Genomic DNA, 16,104 nt, shown 5'->3' with positions numbered 1-16,104 from the left:
GGTACAATGAAAGAAATAGATCCTTATAAATCCTAAACAAGGAAAATAGGAGGAGTAGTAAATTGATGGAAAAAGCACGTGATTATTTACAGGAATACTTTGGTTATGAATCATTCCGAAAAGGTCAGGAACAGATTATCGAACAGGTTTTGGGAGGAATAAACACAGCGGGAATCATGCCTACCGGCGGAGGTAAATCAATATGTTACCAAATTCCAGCCCTTCTGTTACCAGGTGTAACACTCGTGATATCCCCACTTATTTCCTTGATGAAGGATCAAGTAGATGCCCTCGAACAAAATGGGATTGATGCCACATTTCTTAATAGCTCCATTTCTGGGTTAGAATCATCCAATAGAATGAACGATATTAAGCACGGTAGATATAAGCTGGTTTATGTTGCACCTGAACGTTTGGAAAATCCTGCATTTCAACAGGATCTGTTTAATGTGGAAATTTCATTGGTTGCCATCGATGAGGCCCACTGTATATCTCAATGGGGACATGACTTCAGACCAAGTTATTTAAAAATCAAAACCTTATTGAAAAACATGCCATCAGCTCCGACTGTACTGGCATTAACGGCAACAGCCACACCGCATGTGACCGATGATATATGTCAGTCACTCGGAATATCAGTGCATCATACAGTATCAACGGGATTTTCTCGAGATAACCTGTTCTTTTCCGTTGTGAAAGAAGAAAATCGCGGACGGTTTTTAATGCGCTATTTAGAAAAAAACAAAAGTGAATCGGGTATCATATATGCAGCCACTAGGAAAGAAGTCGATACCTTGTATGCCAAGCTTATTAAAGCCGGATTCAAAACAGGTCGATACCATGCTGGCATGAATGAACAAGACCGGTCGGAACAGCAAGACCAATTCATTCGGGATGATGTTCCCTTGATGGTAGCAACATCCGCCTTTGGGATGGGAATCGATAAGTCGAATGTTAGATACGTCATCCATTACCAAACTCCAAAGAATATGGAGAGTTATTATCAGGAAGCCGGCCGTGCAGGGAGGGACGGTTTGGATAGTGAATGTATCCTTTTATATTCCCCTCAGGATATGCAGATACAGCGTTTCTTGATTGATCAATCAAATCCCTCGCAGGAGTGGCAATCCCAGGAATTGAAGAAATTGAACAGAATGAAGGATTATTGTTTTACCGAAGGGTGCTTGCAAGCCTTCATTCTTCGATACTTTGGAGAAGAAAACCCTGAAGATTGCGGTCATTGCGAAAATTGTACAGATAAACGTGAATCAATTGAAGTAACTACACAGGCACAGATGGTCCTTTCATGCATGTTGCGAATGGGTGAGCGATTCGGTAAAACGATGATATCCCAAGTGCTTACGGGTTCACGCAATAAGAAAATTGAAGAGTTCGGATTCCAGAAGCTTTCAACCTATGGCATCATCAATGATCAATCTGCGAAGGATGTAGGTGATTTCATTGATTTCCTGACAGCAAAACAGTACATCGAAATGACAGGCGGCCAGTTTCCGGTCCTCAAGGTTACCAATGCTGGCAGGGAAGTGCTATTGGGACAGAAAAAAGTCCTGCGTAAGGAAATGAAAAAAGTAAGCAGCATCAGTGCGGATCATGGGTTGTTCGAAGAGTTGAGACAGGTAAGAAAAGAATTGGCAAGTAAGGAAAATGTACCTCCATTCATTATTTTTTCTGATGCATCTTTGAAAGATATGGCCGTCAAACTGCCGAGGACGGAAGAGGAATTCCTCGAAGTTAAAGGCGTAGGCATGCAGAAGTTTGAACGCTTCGGATCCGTGTTCTTACAAGGGATTTCCCAGTATGTACAGGCACATCCTGAATTAGAAACGAATAATATGGTTACAAAGGAAACGGTAAAGCGAGCTACTAAACAATCTCATTTAGAAAGCTATCGCTTATATCGGGAAGGTAAATCAATCAAGGAAATAGGGACATTGAGAGGGCTGTCTTCCGTTTCAATTGAAAATCATTTATTAAAGTGTGCAGAAGAACACCTGGATATCAAATGGGAAGAGATTTTCTCGGATAAAGAGTTTGATCTTGTTTTGGAAACTGCGAAACAATTGGATTCTGAAAAATTGAAACCACTAAAAGAAGCCCTGCCTGAGCATATTTCCTACTTCATGATTAAAGCGATCTTGGTTAAAGCAGGGTTGGAAAACGAAAGGTGTTAAGGTTTTTTCGATAATTTCTTCATTGAATAAATAAGAATTTAGTTTAATGCGTATACTAGGAATGATAAAAAGGAGAAATCTTGCGCCTTTAATCAGAGTCTTTATATAAAAAAGAGGAGGTTGCTCATGTATTTTGGTAAAAAGAATTCAGAGGAACCAGAAATCGTTATGGAAGATACGATAGTATATGCTTGTGGATCAGCAGATTGCAATGGTTGGATGAGAAAAGATTTTGCCTCGGAAAACTATGATTGCCCAATGTGCGGAAGTCAATTAGTCGAGGAAGTCAGGGAACTTCCAAAAATTGAAAATGAGTATAATGCATTTAAATAAAAGAGGTGAATCATAGCCTCTTTATTTTTTATTTTAAGAAAGAAGTATGACGGGGTGATCTCATTTTGGATTAAGGCTTTACATATAAATATATTTATGGTATAGTTAAGTTTCAGTGTTATTAAAATAAAACACTGGAGGGTAATTTAAAGTAACATTTTTATTAATAAAATAATTTTTCATCATTTTCATGATGAAGTAGAAACAAGTTAAACACATCTAGAAAAAAGAACTACATGTAATTATTTTCCTCGATCCATTTCTGTTCTTCATTAACTTACTTCTATGTACCATTTGTCTTTTGGAATTTAATCTACCCAATTGGAATTACGGACGGTTTTAATTAATAAACATGTACTTACAAGCTTTTATCTGATTCTCGCAGGCACGGTCTAGGAACCGTATGGATGGGAGAGAGGCAGGGCTTTCATTGTTTTAGGTTTTGGCATTAAAAATTACTCTCATGCTCGATTGCTTTGAAATGTTCATTGAACGAGCAGGAAGAACCATATGGAATGGATTCTTAAACAGCGCAGTCTCGTTTATCTTGAAGGGTAAGTCAGGGACTGTGTTTCATTTTGGGGAATCATTTCTTTTTTTAGAATCTTTCTTCAAATATGTAAAGCATATATATGATATAATGGTTACTGAGATATGAAAAATTCATGTCGTAATCTCAAGTTCTTACCATTCAAAAGTTTGTTTGAAAAGAACAATGATCATACTTAGATTTGCGAATGGTTATTTACTCACAATTTAGATTAAACGCCATCTATTCTTTCTTTTATCTTTATGGCTTGTGATCTGTTATGCAGGACGGAGTCAATTCAATTCTAAGGAGTGAGATATATGTATAGAAGAAATAATACGGAAGAAATCATTCCTGAAGAAACAAAGGTGTGGGAATGTACATCAGAAGATTGCAAAGGTTGGATTCGCGATAACTTTACAAGTAATGATGAACATGTTTGTCCGTTATGTAGCAGCGAGATGAAACCCGGCACCAGAATGCTTCAAGCAATCAACAATCCAAGAAACTATTAAGGCTATATAAAAAAAGCTGAAGGGGATTCTCCCTTCAGCTTTTTTTATCTTTTTGCCAATTGGATGAAGCAAAAAGCAGTTGAGTTTAGTGGATATCCTTTTTCTTGAACCGACCGCCTCGAACTTCCGCGATATCGCCTACGGCAAGAAATGCAGATGGATCGAAGCTTTTGACTATCTCTTTAAGTTTTGCTTCCTCAAGTCTGTTTATTACACAAAAGATGACTTTTTTATCATCACCAGAATAAGCTCCTTCGCCAGCTAAAAAGGTTACGCCCCGTCCAAGACGATTCATTATCGCATCGCCGATATCATTAAATTCATCGCTGATAATCCAAACAAATTTGGATTCGTCCAAACCTGCGATGACGATATCCATCGTTTTATATGCCACAAAGTAAGCTATGATCGAATACATGGCACGATCCCACGAGAATACGAAGCCCGCACTGCCAAGGATGAATAAATTAAAGAACATGACGATTTCCCCAACGGAAAAAGGGAGTTTCTTGCTAGCGAGAATAGCAAGTATTTCTGTACCATCCAATGAGCCGCCATATCGTATGACCATTCCAACACCAATTCCAAGAATCATTCCGCCGAAAGCGGAAGCTAGGAGGATATCTTGAGTGAAAGCTGGTACATGATGAAGCAATGTAGTGGTAATGGAAAGGACTAAAATTCCATAAAGGGTAGATAACGCGAAGGTTTTTCCGATTTGTTTATAACCGATGAAAAAGAAAGGAAGATTCAAAATGAAAAGAAAGATTCCAAGCTTCCATCCAGTGATGTAAGATAACATAATCGAAATACCCGTTATGCCCCCGTCGATTACGTTATTCGGCACTAAAAAAATCTCGAGGCCGACAGCCATTAAAACCGCACCGATCGTAATTAATAGACCTCTCTGTAAAATTTGTCTAAGTGTTAATTTTTTATGCTGGGTCTTCTTTTGCATAATTTCTGTTGTACTTGCACCTGCCAGGTCTGACATAATCATGACCCCCACTCCTTCTCTCTATATAGGTTCTATTTAATTATAAACCTATAGGTATAATTAAATAAAGAAATTAACATTCTGGATTAATATATTCCTGAATAATTATTCGTATTATTGATAATTCCCTGCAATGATGAAACAGGGGTGTGAATGCTTGTCATTACCATGTATTCATATTCTACTCCATACAAAACAATAGTATTTCTCATTTTATTGAATTTATGAAAAAACCTTCATTTTCTTGAGGCAAGGGGTGCTCCGTAAGAATCAAATAGGAGTAAGGAAATAAAAAACCTTTGAGGTCCTGTGAATTTACATTACAATATAGGAGAATAGAACGGTAGAGGTGATCAAGTAAAAAAATGGAACAATCAATTGTGGCATCAAATCCTGTCCTCTTTATGATTGCAGTACTATTGATAATAATGGCGTGTTATACGGCTTTGGATTTACTGACAACATTACTGACGATAGAGAGATATAAACGCCTGGTATATATAGGGAGCAGCTGCTCTATGGGAGTGGCAATCTGGACGCTTAATTTTGTGGTCATATATACCCTCGATAATTCAGGAATGGCAGCATCCAACTTTTCTACAATAATTTTTTCGTTAGCTTTAGCGATAGCGCTCGCAGGGGTTGGGTTATTGGCCATATCGTATAAAACCCAAGTCCTGCAAATCATTTTTTGCGGCTTTATGTTTACGATGGCCATTTTATCTAATTATATAATGGGAACATCTTCTTTAAATCACTCCTTGCACTTTAACCCATTGTCGGTTCTCAGTACGCTTTTCAGTATCTTTATATTATTTGTAGCAGCGCTTGCAATATTATTTTATTTTAATAAATTAAGTCAATCTTCGCTAAAGCCAGTCAGTACGCTCATGATGAGCGGGGCAATCATTGAAGGCTATTATCTTTTTGTGAGAGTGTTACCGATGAACGTGAAAAATGAAACGGTTGAATTTGTTCCACTCACGCCATTTATGCTTTATCTTACATGCTTCGTTTCATTATTCATCCTTGCCAGCTTGATAGCTTCAAGTACGATTGTGGGCCGTCGGTTAGCAAAAAGCGATAATACTGTGAGTGATATCCGTTATGCTTTAGATCAATCGGCAATCGTCGCCATCACGGATGCAAAAGGAATCATTACATATGTTAACGAAAAATTCCTGGAAATATCACAATATGAAAAGCATGAGCTAATAGGGAAAAACCATTCCATAATAAATTCTGGTTATCATGCAAAAGAATTTTTCACTGACTTATGGCTAACGATCAGCCAAGGGAAAACATGGCATGGTGAAATATGCAACCGGGCTAAAGATGGTAATGTTTATTGGGTTGATACAACTATCGTTCCTTTTATGAAAAAGGGGAAACCATATCAATATATTTCCATCCGTTCGGATATTTCCAGCCGTAAAAAAGCAGAAAATGCTTTAAAGGGGTCTATCAAGGAACTGGAAGATATGCATTATGCAATAAACCAATCCTTGATTGTGGCGATAACCGATGATAACGGAGTCATTATTGAAGTGAATGAAAAGTTCTCGGAGGTTTCAGGTTATGGGAAAGGTGAATTGATAGGCCAAACCCATAGAATGGTTAATTCTGGATACCATTCAAAGGAATTCTTTGAACAAATGTGGAAGACCGTCCATGAACGGAAAGTTTGGAAAGGTGAAATCAGGAACAAGGCGAAAGATGGCAGTTTTTATTGGGTCGATACAACCATTGTTCCATTTTTCAACGAAGAAGGAAAGCCATTTCAGTTTTTGGCACTTAGATATGACATAACTGAGCGTAAACAATCTGAAGAGATGCTCCATCGGCAGGATAAATTAGCCGCTGTCGGTCAGCTTGCAGCTGGGGTGGCACATGAAATTCGGAATCCGCTGACATCCATGAAAGGATATACGGAATTTTTGCAATTGGATGAAACGGACAAAAATAAACAAGAATATCTAGAAATAATCATGGATGAAATCAATCGTGTGAATGAGATAGTTGAAGAGTTCTTACAATTGGCCAAACCACAGGCATTGATATTGGAAACGAAGAATCTTGTGTCGATCATTCAAAACGTTGTATCTTTGACGGAGTTTGAAGCAAGGAAGAAGAACATCACGCTGATTTCGGCTTGTAATGACGAAGAGATACTCGTTCAGTGTGATGAGAATCGGTTAAAACAAGTCATATTGAACTTCATTAAAAATGGTATGGAAGCTATGCCTGACGGTGGGTTCATAAATGTCATCACTGAACTTAAAGAGGATAAAGTGCATATATCCATTACCGACACAGGAATTGGGATGCCGCCAGAGCAGCTAAAGAGACTCGGGGAACCATTTTTCACAACGAAAAAATCTGGAAACGGGTTAGGTCTCATGATCAGCTTTAAAATCATAGAAAGCCATTCGGGGAATGTCTTTGTCGAGAGCGAAGTCAATAAAGGAACAGTCTTTAATATCGTGCTCCCTATTTAAAATGCCTATTAGGAAGCAATGAAAAAAATCAACAACTTTGTAGAAGAGTCTGCGTGGGGGAACTGGATTTGGAAAAACAAAAGCATGTCAATATTATAAACTTGAAGGTATTTTACCTTTTTTCTTTTTTTGCAGTGGGAAGTTTAACACCGCTATTAAGCGTTTATTTGGCCAATGAAGCAGGTTTATCCGGTATTGAAATAGGTACGATCATGTCTGTTGGACCGATAGTGATGATCGTTTTTCAACCTTTTTGGGGAATTGTCTGTGATTGGAGCGGGAGACCAGCAAAAATACTTGCAATGACATCGTTTCTTGCTGGTGTATTCGGTTTAGGCTATTTGCTGTTCGAACCCTATTTCCTTTTAGTATCCGTCGCAATTGCTTTGGCCATCTTTCAAAGTGCGATAATACCAGTTTCTGATAGCATCACCCTTCAATATACAACAAAAATCAAATCGAATTATGGGAAAATCCGTTTATTCGGATCACTTGGTTACGGTGTGGCGGTTTTTGTAATGGGAAAGTTATCTGAATCCTTCATGGGTCCTTCCGTTATATTTTATGCCTTTTTCTTCGGCCTGTTGATCGCGGCTAGCCTGGCTCTTCGTTTGCCCGAAGAGCCTCCTGGGGGAAAAGTGAAACTTTTCGGCGGAATGAAAGAATTGATCACCATGAAACGTTTTCTAATCTTTCTTGCTATCACGTTCTTGCTTTTTGGTCCTAATCTTGCAAATAATGTATACTATGGTTTGTTTGTCGAGGCAAGAGGCGGAACATATACAGGAATTGGCATTGCGTTCCTATTAGCTGTATTATCGGAAATTCCCTTTATGAGAATGGCAGGTACATGGATTCATAAGATAGGCCTGCTGCCAATTACCTTATTGGCTGGCGCGGCTTCATTGGTCCGCTGGGGTTTGTACTTCACCGAACCAAGTTTGGCTACCGTATATGTGACTTCGGTCATTCAAGGGTTTTCACTTGGCTTATTCATACCAGCAGCTTTACAATATATCAGGGAAGTTGTCCCTGCACATATAACAGTTACAGCAATAACGCTTTATTCCGCCATTGGCAACGGATTGGGAAACTGGTTCAGTACCTTCAGCGGCGGGATAATATTGGATAAATCAGGAATATATTCAGTCTATTTATTTTATGGTTTACTCACACTGATCGGGATGCTGCTTACAATTTGGCTCATGAAGTTAGAGAAAAATTTAAAAGTAATGGGGAAACCCTTAGGTATAATTAAAAAATAATGAGTGGTCCGTTTTAATACAAGGAGATACAATGATCAAAATCAATTGAAGTGGGCATGCAAAACTCAGGTTTAGGTGCTGCATTAACGACCGTTCTTTTTCACCACTAGCGGCCGTCCGGAGTGCCACCTTTAGTGGGTGGCATAATGTTTCCGAAAAAAAGCAGACAAAATCAAAAGGAATACCGTGGTGGGTCAGGGATCAATTAAACAGCAAATAAAAAAAGGCAGAAAGGGAATAGATGAATCCCATTCTGCCTTTTTTATTGATAAGAGGGGAAGGTTGCGCTTTATAAAAGAAATGCTGAAATGCTGTTAATAATTAAGTTATGGGATTTTTAACCATAAGTAAACGTTTTTTTGTTTTTGGAAATAATATGATTTAATGGAAGATAGAGAATGAATGGAAGGGTGAGTGTTTTTGAGTAAACCAAAAGTGTTGGCTACTACCATCGTATCAGCTCTTATCGGTCTGTTTTTTGTATTTTGCCTAGGATGGGCGATTATGGACCATTATGGAAAAGGAACATCCGATATGGAAGTAATTGAAGAAACCCCCATAAAAAATGACCTTCCCGAAGATTTTACGGTAGTGGCGATAGGCGATTCATTAACACGTGGCACAGGTGATGAAACAGGCAAAGGCTATGTTGGACTTGTTGTTGAAGACTTGAAGAGTCAATATAATAGAAAACCAATCATTCATAACCTCGGAATTAATGGACAAGTGTCTAAAGAATTGGTGCAGCAAGTGAAACAACCGGAAGTGAAGCGCCAAATCCAGGCAGCTGATGTTATTTTAGTTACAATCGGGGGTAACGATTTATTTCAAAAAGGGCAGACCCTGCTTGAATATGATCGGGAAGCTACTTCCGTATCACAAAAGAATTTCTTGGGAAATTTACATCAAATTTTTAAAGATATAAATAAAGTCAATGATTCAGCCACTATTTTGTTGCTTGGCTTGTATAACCCATTTATAGATTTGGATAAAGACTTTGATACAAACCGCATCGTACGGGACTGGAATAATGAAACGGCTGAAGTAGTGGCTCATTATGAAAATGCAATTTTCGTTCCAACATTCGATTTATTTCAATTGTCGGTAAATGAGTTTTTGTATTCGGACAATTTTCACCCTAATAAGAAGGGGTATCGTTTAATTGCCGATAGAGTTGCTCCTTTAATAAAATGGGAGGATGTGGAACGATGAAACAGGTGACATTGTCTGTTAGGGACTTGCGAAAAAAGATTGGCAAAAGGGAAATTATTAAAGGAATAGATTTTGAGTTGCATGAAGGTGAGGTTTTCGGATTTTTAGGACCGAATGGAGCAGGTAAGACGACGACAATCCGTATGTTGGTCGGATTGATTAAGCCAACCTCGGGTTCCATCCATATATGCGGGTATGATGTTCGTCAGGAATTTACGAAGGCTATGAAGCAAATGGGCTGCATCGTTGAAAATCCAGAATTATATACATTTTTGAGTGGGTGGGATAATTTGATCCACTTTGCAAGAATGTTACCTGAAGTAGATGAAACAAGATTGATCGAGGTTGTTGAACTCGTCGGTCTACAAGCGAGAATTCACGATAAAGTGAAGACCTATTCGTTAGGTATGAGACAGCGCTTAGGAATCGCGCAGGCAATGCTGAACAGCCCTAAGCTGTTAATTTTGGATGAACCGACTAACGGGCTCGATCCTGCGGGAATCCGTGAAATGCGACAATTCATCAGGAAGTTGGCTGAAGATGAAGGTATGAGTGTACTGGTTTCTTCACATTTATTAGGTGAAATACAGCAACTTTGTGACCGGGTCGCAATTATTAAAGGCGGGGAAATTATCAAAACGGATACAGTGGAAAGCTTATTATCCACGCAGGAGCGGTTAATTTGGCGGGTGGAACCTTTTCAAAAGGGAGCGGAAATTCTAAGCAGCTTCACCGATATTACCTTAGATCAAAAATATATCATTACAGCTTATGATGAACTCAAAACACCCGATTGGAATGCTGCGCTTAACCAAGCAGGGGTAAGGGTGCATGAAATGAATCGAAAGCTCCCGGGATTGGAAGAGTTGTTTTTACAAGTTACCGGTGTCGGAGGTGCAGGCATTGAATAACTTGGTCCAAAATGAAATGATGAAGATGTTGGCAAAAAAACGGCTGATCATAATCGGTATCATCGTTGGAATTTTAGTGTTGATGTTTACATATGCCCAATACAAACAAGTGGAAGAGCAGCGGGAGAAGTTGGGAACTGATGATTGGCGTGCAGCTCTTCAGCAGCAAATCATTGATACTCAAAATCGGTTGGGCTCGAATAGGATGCTGGATGAGTGGCGTGAACAGCTGCAAGTAAGTCTGAAGCAGCAGCAATATTATCTCGATCATGATATCAATCCCTCAGAACCAGGCGCAGCTACTTTTACACGCATGTTTTTGGAAAATGCAATTGATTTGTTCATTCCGCTGTTGATCATGATTGTGGCCAGTGATTTGGTTTCTTCCGAAAATGGACAAGGCACGATCAAGCTATTGCTTACAAGGCCAGTGGAGCGCTGGAAAATCTTATTGAGCAAATATGTAACATTATTATTATCGGTTTCGATTATCGTGGCGATGACAGCCATATTGTCTTACCTTTTATCAGGAATCGTTTTCGGGTATCAAGGATGGGGGGCCCCTGTAATAACCGGATTCGAATTGCATGGTGCTGATGTGGATGTCAGTCAAGTAAGGTTAGTTGAACAATGGAAATTCTTATTGATGGATTTGGGACTTGTCTGGCTGGTGGCGGTCGTTGTAGGGACCCTTTCTTTCATGCTTTCGGTTTTAGTGAGGAGCACCCCTGCAGGAATGGGCATCATGCTGGCAGCATTAATTTCCGGGGCTATATTGAACAATATGGTTTCATCATGGGAATCAGCGAAATATTTCTTTATGGTGAATTTGAAGTTGACCGCCTATATTAGCGGGACGGCTCCCCCGATAGAAGGGATGACTTTATTATCGTCTGTCACTACTTTGCTCGTTTGGTGGGCTCTTGCTTTAATTGTATCCTTTACAGTATTTACCCGAAGGGATGTATACTGAGGTGAAGAAATGATAACCATGATTTTAAACCATGACTTGGTTATACTGCATGATTTTTTATGTTTTATATGAACTGAAATCATCTGCAACTTTTCTTCGAATTTGTCTACAGTCTGAAACAGCCTATATAAATTATAGGTTGTTTTTTATTTTCTTGTACAGGGTATCCTTTTAAAAAAGATTGTTCAAAATTTGGAGGATTATAAATGGATGATAATCATTTGAATGAAAAATTGATGCCAATGACTTCAGTTTCCAGTGGTGATGTACAGATAATAAATGAAGATATATATTGTCTGTCCGTCCAAATCGTTAATGTGATTTTTGTAGGGTCACCCAAAGATGATAAATGGGTATTGATAGATGCAGGGATGCCACGCTCAGCGGAGGTAATAAAGAAAACGGCTGAAGAAATATATGGACCTCGGAATCCACCTGCTGCCATTATTTTGACACATGGACATTTCGATCATGTTGGTGCACTGATTGAGCTAATGGAGTATTGGAATGCTCCTGTTTATGCCCATATAAAAGAAATGCCTTATTTAACGGGACAGGAAAATTACTCCGAACCGGATCCTACAGTTGAAGGGGGGATGGTCGCAAAAATTTCATGGATATTTCCGAATGAGGGAATCAACCTTGATGAAAAAGTTCAGCCATTGCCTGATGATCAAAGTGTTCCCGGGCTTCGCGATTGGAAATGGATTCACACCCCTGGCCATTCAAAAGGACATATTTCACTTTTCCGTGAAAGTGACCGAAGTTTGATTGCTGGAGATGCTTTTGTGAATGTCAGACAAGATTCCCTATACAAGGTTATTACTCAGGAGAAAGAAATTGCGGGCCCACCGCGGTATTTGACAACTGATTGGGAGGCTGCAAAAGAATCTGTAAAGTTATTGGAAAGTATGAAGCCGGCTGTTGCCATAACGGGGCACGGGTATCCTGTTGAAGGGCAAGAACTGGAAATGGGTTTATCAAAGCTTGCAAAGGAGTTCGATTCATTTGCTAAACCGGATCATGGGAAATATGTGGAATGAAGCGTGAGCGTGTTTCATGAATAATTTCTTTACAGAAGTCAAAAATAAACAAGCAACTTATGAAAATGGAGGGATATCCGTGACTACATTAAGAGATATCATGACAACAAACGTGGATTGTTGCACGGCGGAAGATAATATATATGAAGCAGCAGTCAAAATGAAGAATGATGATGTTGGTGTCATTCCTGTATTGGAGAATAACCATTTAATTGGTGTCATCACAGACAGGGATATCGTCATTCGTTGTGTTGCCGAGAAAAAGCCGAATTCAACTAGAATTACTGATGTCATTTCCACGAACCTTGTAACAGGTAGGCCCGATATGTCGGTGGAGGAAGCTGAAGAATTAATGGCTACCGAACAAATCAGAAGGCTCCCAATCATTGAGAATGACAAGCTGGTGGGAGTCGTGGCATTAGGTGATCTTGCTGTACACCAACAGACAAATTCAATGGCAGGAAATGCTTTAAGTTCGATTTCCGAGGACAGAGACCAAATTCAACACTAAAAACAAAAACTCTGTTAGCTTTGCTAACAGAGTTTTTGTTTTTAGCTCTTTTCGTAAAGATTGTTGTTTTTAAAAACGAAACGATTTAAGGTTGATTGGAGCGCAAGTGCGAGACTCCTGCGGGACAGGTGAGACCCCACAGGCGTTTACGCCGAGGAGGCTCACCGCCCGCCCCGCGGAAAGCGAGCATCTGGAGGGGAAATCAACCACACCGCTTTACTTGGTAAATAGCAACAAAGTATGCGAAAACAGCCTTGTTTTTAAAGATGCTTATTGAACCATCCTTTGATTTCCTCAACATGTTGCAGGCGCATTTTTGGAGATCCGCTTCGGGATACTTCATGAGTTTCATCTGGGAATGAAACAAGCATCGCTTCTTTTTTTTGCCGTTTTAAAGCGACAAAAAATTGCTCGCTCTGTTCAATGGGACAGCGGAAATCCTTTTCACCGTGAAGTAAAAGTAAAGGGGTAGTCACATTGGAAACATATTTTAAAGGAGAGTGCTGCCATAATTTTTCAGCAGAGTTAACGATATCGCCGCCTACTTCCCACTCTGTAAAATAATAGCCGATGTCGCTGACCCCATAAAAACTTAGCCAATTACTTATGCAACGCTGAGTCACAGCGGCCTTGAAGCGGTTGGTATGTCCGATGATCCAATTTGTCATGAATCCTCCATAACTTCCCCCGGATACCCCTAAATCTTCATGCTCGATAAAATCATACGTGGCTAAAACATGATCAACTCCAGCCATTAAGTCCTTATAATCCATGCCACCATAATCGCCCCTGCAGGCATTTACAAAGTCTTGGCCATATCCTACACTCCCGCGCGGATTAGTGAACAATACAGTATACCCTTCATTAGCCAAGGTCTGGAATTCATGTACATAGGTATTGGCATACATCATATGCGGACCGCCGTGAATTTCTAAAATGAGCGGATATTTTTGATTGCCATTAAAATCGGTCGGTCTCATGATCCAGCCGTGAATGGTAAGACCATCAACAGATGGAAATGTAATGGGTTCAGCCATAGACAAATGTTTATCCTTCAAAAAATCCTCATTAACAAAACTGATTTGTTCCTTATCGCCGTTTGTAAGGTTATAAGCAAAGAGATCGCCGGGATGAACAGGTGTACTGATAGCCACCACAGCACGATGGCTTTCGGGATCTATAGTCAGGCCGTATATATGCTGCGGGTCAAGGATCGATGGATACATGGCTCCTTCAATGGAACCATAATAAACTCCGGTATTTCCGTAATCGCTAATTAAAAAGTAAAAGCCTTGGCTATCGTTTGTCCATAAGATACCTGGGTCGACGGCTCCGATTTGGAAATCACCAATTGCGGAATCTCCAATTTGGACGTCCCATCCATCGGTCAAACACTGAGTCGTTTGATCGAAAATGGAATATAACCAGATATTTGAAAAGGTGGCACCGGCAAATTCTTTATTATGGCCAATGAAAGATAGATATTCGCCATTTGGAGACCATTTCGGATCTCTAAAAAAACCTTTGCCATCCGTTATCCTCTCTAAAGCTTTCGTTTCTAGTTCCATGATGAAAATATCGGAAAATAGTTCATCATCACTTCTTTCTGCATCCCCGCTTATGAATGCAATATGCTGTCCGTCTGGGGACCAAGCATTCGGATGATGATCAATATTGTTTTCCGTTAGCAATGTGGAATCTCCCTTAAAAATTTCCACTATAACCAGCTGCTGATATAACTGATCAAAATAGCCTCTTCCATCCCATTTATACTTAATCCGGTCATACCTATGAACTTCTTTGGACAAATCATTTTCTTTGACCGTATTAAGGTTTTCCCCCACCTTTAATCCGGTTGAAAGCAGCAATTTGGTGGAACAAGGAGACCAAATAGGCTTTGATACACCGTTCACGAAATGGGTCAGCTGTCGAGCTTCCCCGCCAATGCTCCCTATAATGTGGACCTGTTTTTTACCAGATCTGTCCGATATAAAGGCGATATGCTTGCCGTCGGGGGACCAGGCTGGTGATGTATCACGATTATCCCCAAACGTCCATTGCTTTGTTTCATTCGTTATCAGGCTGAACATATACAGATTGGAAATGTATTTTTCCGTTTTTTCATCTATTCTTGTTTGGACATAAATCACCATGCTTCCATCCGGGGATAGCTTTGGGTCGGTTACTGATTTCAAGTGAAATAAGTCTCTTGCTGTTATACCTATTTTGTTCATCCTTTTCACCCTTTCATTTCTCATAGTTATGTATTTCGCTAAAGAGAAATATAAATCCTTTAGTAAATGGTAAACGCGGAATGTTTATTTATCAAGGACGAAAGAAATGAAAATAATCCGGCCTATTCATCAGGTCGGATTATCAGGCTATAGGCAAATAACATGCAATTACTTGTGCATGTGTCGAGAATGTGGGCGGTGCGGCGGAATTTGAAAATTATGTTCTTCCATCATTTTATAATGTTCTTCAAAATGTGAAACCATTTTATCGGCTTCTTCTTTCGAAAGCGCGCCAAACTCGACATATTTTTCGATCAATAACTTTTTATCAGCGAGTATCTGTTTTTGGATCTTAGCGATTTCCGATTTTTGAGCTTCAGTGAATTGGACACTTTCCGGCTTTGCTTTATTTTCCTGTGCAGCCGAGTGATTCAGATTAACCAAGAATAGGGAACAGGCTGTTAAACAGATGACTAAAAACTTTTTCATGAACGGACGACTCCTTCTAATTGGATTTTTGGGTAAAACCTGAAAGTCTCTTCCTTATGGTGGTTTTCAATATGGAAGATTCTCATTCCTTTATTATCATTTACAGCATTTACAGTTTTATGTAAAAAATAGTGTAAGGGTTTGTTACAGAAAGATATGGGGTAATTTAAATGTAAGCAGAAAATTTCGTTGTAGGTTCTTATTAATAAAAAATCATCTAAAGAAGGGAAGAAAGGGGGCTTAATCATGATTTGGACAATTATTGGTGTAATCATCTTATTATGGGTTCTTGGTTTAGTCTTTAAAGTGGCTGCAGGATTTATACATATCTTGCTTATCATCGCGGTCATTCTCATTTTGGTTAAAGTTTTTAAGGGGAGGAATCGAACATAGATGTGTTAG

14 protein-coding genes and 1 pseudogene are annotated in these 16,104 nt (G+C 39.4%); 12 read left to right on the top strand and 3 right to left on the bottom strand.

Going from position 1 to position 16,104, the window contains the following annotated elements:
- The first annotated feature begins 62 nt into the window (after nucleotides 1–62).
- The 3 genes from recQ to BW986_RS19480 all read left to right on the top strand — a co-directional run bounded on the left by recQ (nucleotide 63) and on the right by BW986_RS19480 (nucleotide 3,569).
- Entirely contained in the window at nucleotides 63–2,192 is a 2,130-nt protein-coding gene (gene recQ / locus BW986_RS19495) for a DNA helicase RecQ (RefSeq protein ID WP_142244690.1), read from the top strand.
- Between the two features lie 126 nt (nucleotides 2,193–2,318).
- On the top strand, nucleotides 2,319–2,525 hold the full coding sequence (locus BW986_RS19490; RefSeq protein ID WP_061463486.1) for a cold-inducible protein YdjO-related protein: 207 nt from the start codon (nucleotides 2,319–2,321) through the stop codon (nucleotides 2,523–2,525).
- 849 nt (nucleotides 2,526–3,374) lie between these two features.
- Entirely contained in the window at nucleotides 3,375–3,569 is a 195-nt protein-coding gene (locus BW986_RS19480; protein WP_034307294.1) for a cold-shock protein, read from the top strand.
- 85 nt (nucleotides 3,570–3,654) lie between these two features.
- Here BW986_RS19480 and BW986_RS19475 read toward each other — a convergent pair whose 3' ends face one another.
- The gene (locus BW986_RS19475) at nucleotides 3,655–4,569 is read right to left on the bottom strand and encodes a YitT family protein (protein WP_260320902.1); all 915 of its coding nucleotides are present in this window, start codon (nucleotides 4,567–4,569) and stop codon (nucleotides 3,655–3,657) included.
- Between the two features lie 362 nt (nucleotides 4,570–4,931).
- On the opposite strand from BW986_RS19475, the gene BW986_RS19470 reads away from it, so the two are divergent.
- From BW986_RS19470 to BW986_RS19440, 8 genes and pseudogenes are all read left to right on the top strand, one after another.
- Nucleotides 4,932–7,064 carry a PAS domain S-box protein gene (locus BW986_RS19470; protein WP_076369811.1) on the top strand — a complete coding sequence of 711 codons (2,133 nt, stop codon included), beginning with the start codon at nucleotides 4,932–4,934 and terminating at the stop codon, nucleotides 7,062–7,064.
- Between the two features lie 68 nt (nucleotides 7,065–7,132).
- On the top strand, nucleotides 7,133–8,329 hold the full coding sequence (locus BW986_RS19465) for an MFS transporter (RefSeq protein ID WP_397222660.1): 1,197 nt from the start codon (nucleotides 7,133–7,135) through the stop codon (nucleotides 8,327–8,329).
- Between the two features lie 41 nt (nucleotides 8,330–8,370).
- A pseudogene (locus tag BW986_RS30830) lies at nucleotides 8,371–8,483 on the top strand (bile acid:sodium symporter family protein); the annotation flags it as partial.
- 266 nt (nucleotides 8,484–8,749) lie between these two features.
- Nucleotides 8,750–9,541, top strand: coding sequence for a GDSL-type esterase/lipase family protein (locus BW986_RS19460; protein WP_076369809.1), 792 nt, complete (start codon nucleotides 8,750–8,752; stop codon nucleotides 9,539–9,541).
- A complete protein-coding gene (locus BW986_RS19455) occupies nucleotides 9,538–10,452 on the top strand; it encodes an ABC transporter ATP-binding protein (protein ID WP_076369807.1) in 915 nt (304 codons plus the stop codon). Before BW986_RS19460 ends, BW986_RS19455 begins: the two co-directional genes overlap by 4 nt.
- A complete protein-coding gene (locus BW986_RS19450; protein WP_076369805.1) occupies nucleotides 10,445–11,425 on the top strand; it encodes an ABC transporter permease in 981 nt (326 codons plus the stop codon). The genes BW986_RS19455 and BW986_RS19450 overlap by 8 nt, the downstream gene beginning before the upstream one ends.
- A 206-nt stretch (nucleotides 11,426–11,631) precedes the next feature.
- Complete coding sequence (locus BW986_RS19445; RefSeq protein ID WP_076369803.1) at nucleotides 11,632–12,468, top strand: MBL fold metallo-hydrolase; 837 nt, start codon at nucleotides 11,632–11,634, stop codon at nucleotides 12,466–12,468.
- A gap of 79 nt (nucleotides 12,469–12,547) precedes the next feature.
- Nucleotides 12,548–12,979, top strand: a complete 432-nt coding sequence (locus tag BW986_RS19440; protein ID WP_142244689.1) for a CBS domain-containing protein — start codon at nucleotides 12,548–12,550, stop codon at nucleotides 12,977–12,979.
- A 260-nt stretch (nucleotides 12,980–13,239) separates the two neighbouring features.
- On the opposite strand, the gene BW986_RS19435 is transcribed toward BW986_RS19440, so the two are convergent.
- Nucleotides 13,240–15,213, bottom strand: coding sequence for a S9 family peptidase (locus BW986_RS19435; protein WP_076369801.1), 1,974 nt, complete (start codon nucleotides 15,211–15,213; stop codon nucleotides 13,240–13,242).
- Between the two features lie 168 nt (nucleotides 15,214–15,381).
- Nucleotides 15,382–15,702, bottom strand: coding sequence for a YckD family protein (locus tag BW986_RS19430; RefSeq protein ID WP_076369799.1), 321 nt, complete (start codon nucleotides 15,700–15,702; stop codon nucleotides 15,382–15,384).
- A gap of 246 nt (nucleotides 15,703–15,948) precedes the next feature.
- Here BW986_RS19430 and BW986_RS29735 point away from each other — a divergent pair, with 246 nt between their 5' ends.
- Nucleotides 15,949–16,095 carry a lmo0937 family membrane protein gene (locus tag BW986_RS29735; RefSeq protein WP_142244687.1) on the top strand — a complete coding sequence of 49 codons (147 nt, stop codon included), beginning with the start codon at nucleotides 15,949–15,951 and terminating at the stop codon, nucleotides 16,093–16,095.
- Nucleotides 16,096–16,104: the final 9 nt, after the last annotated feature.

The organism is Peribacillus simplex (genome assembly GCF_900156045.1).
GTDB lineage: Bacteria > Bacillota > Bacilli > Bacillales > DSM-1321 > Peribacillus > Peribacillus simplex_D.
Note: the sequence above shows the minus strand (reverse complement) of the source record. Positions and strands in the feature narration are given on the sequence as shown.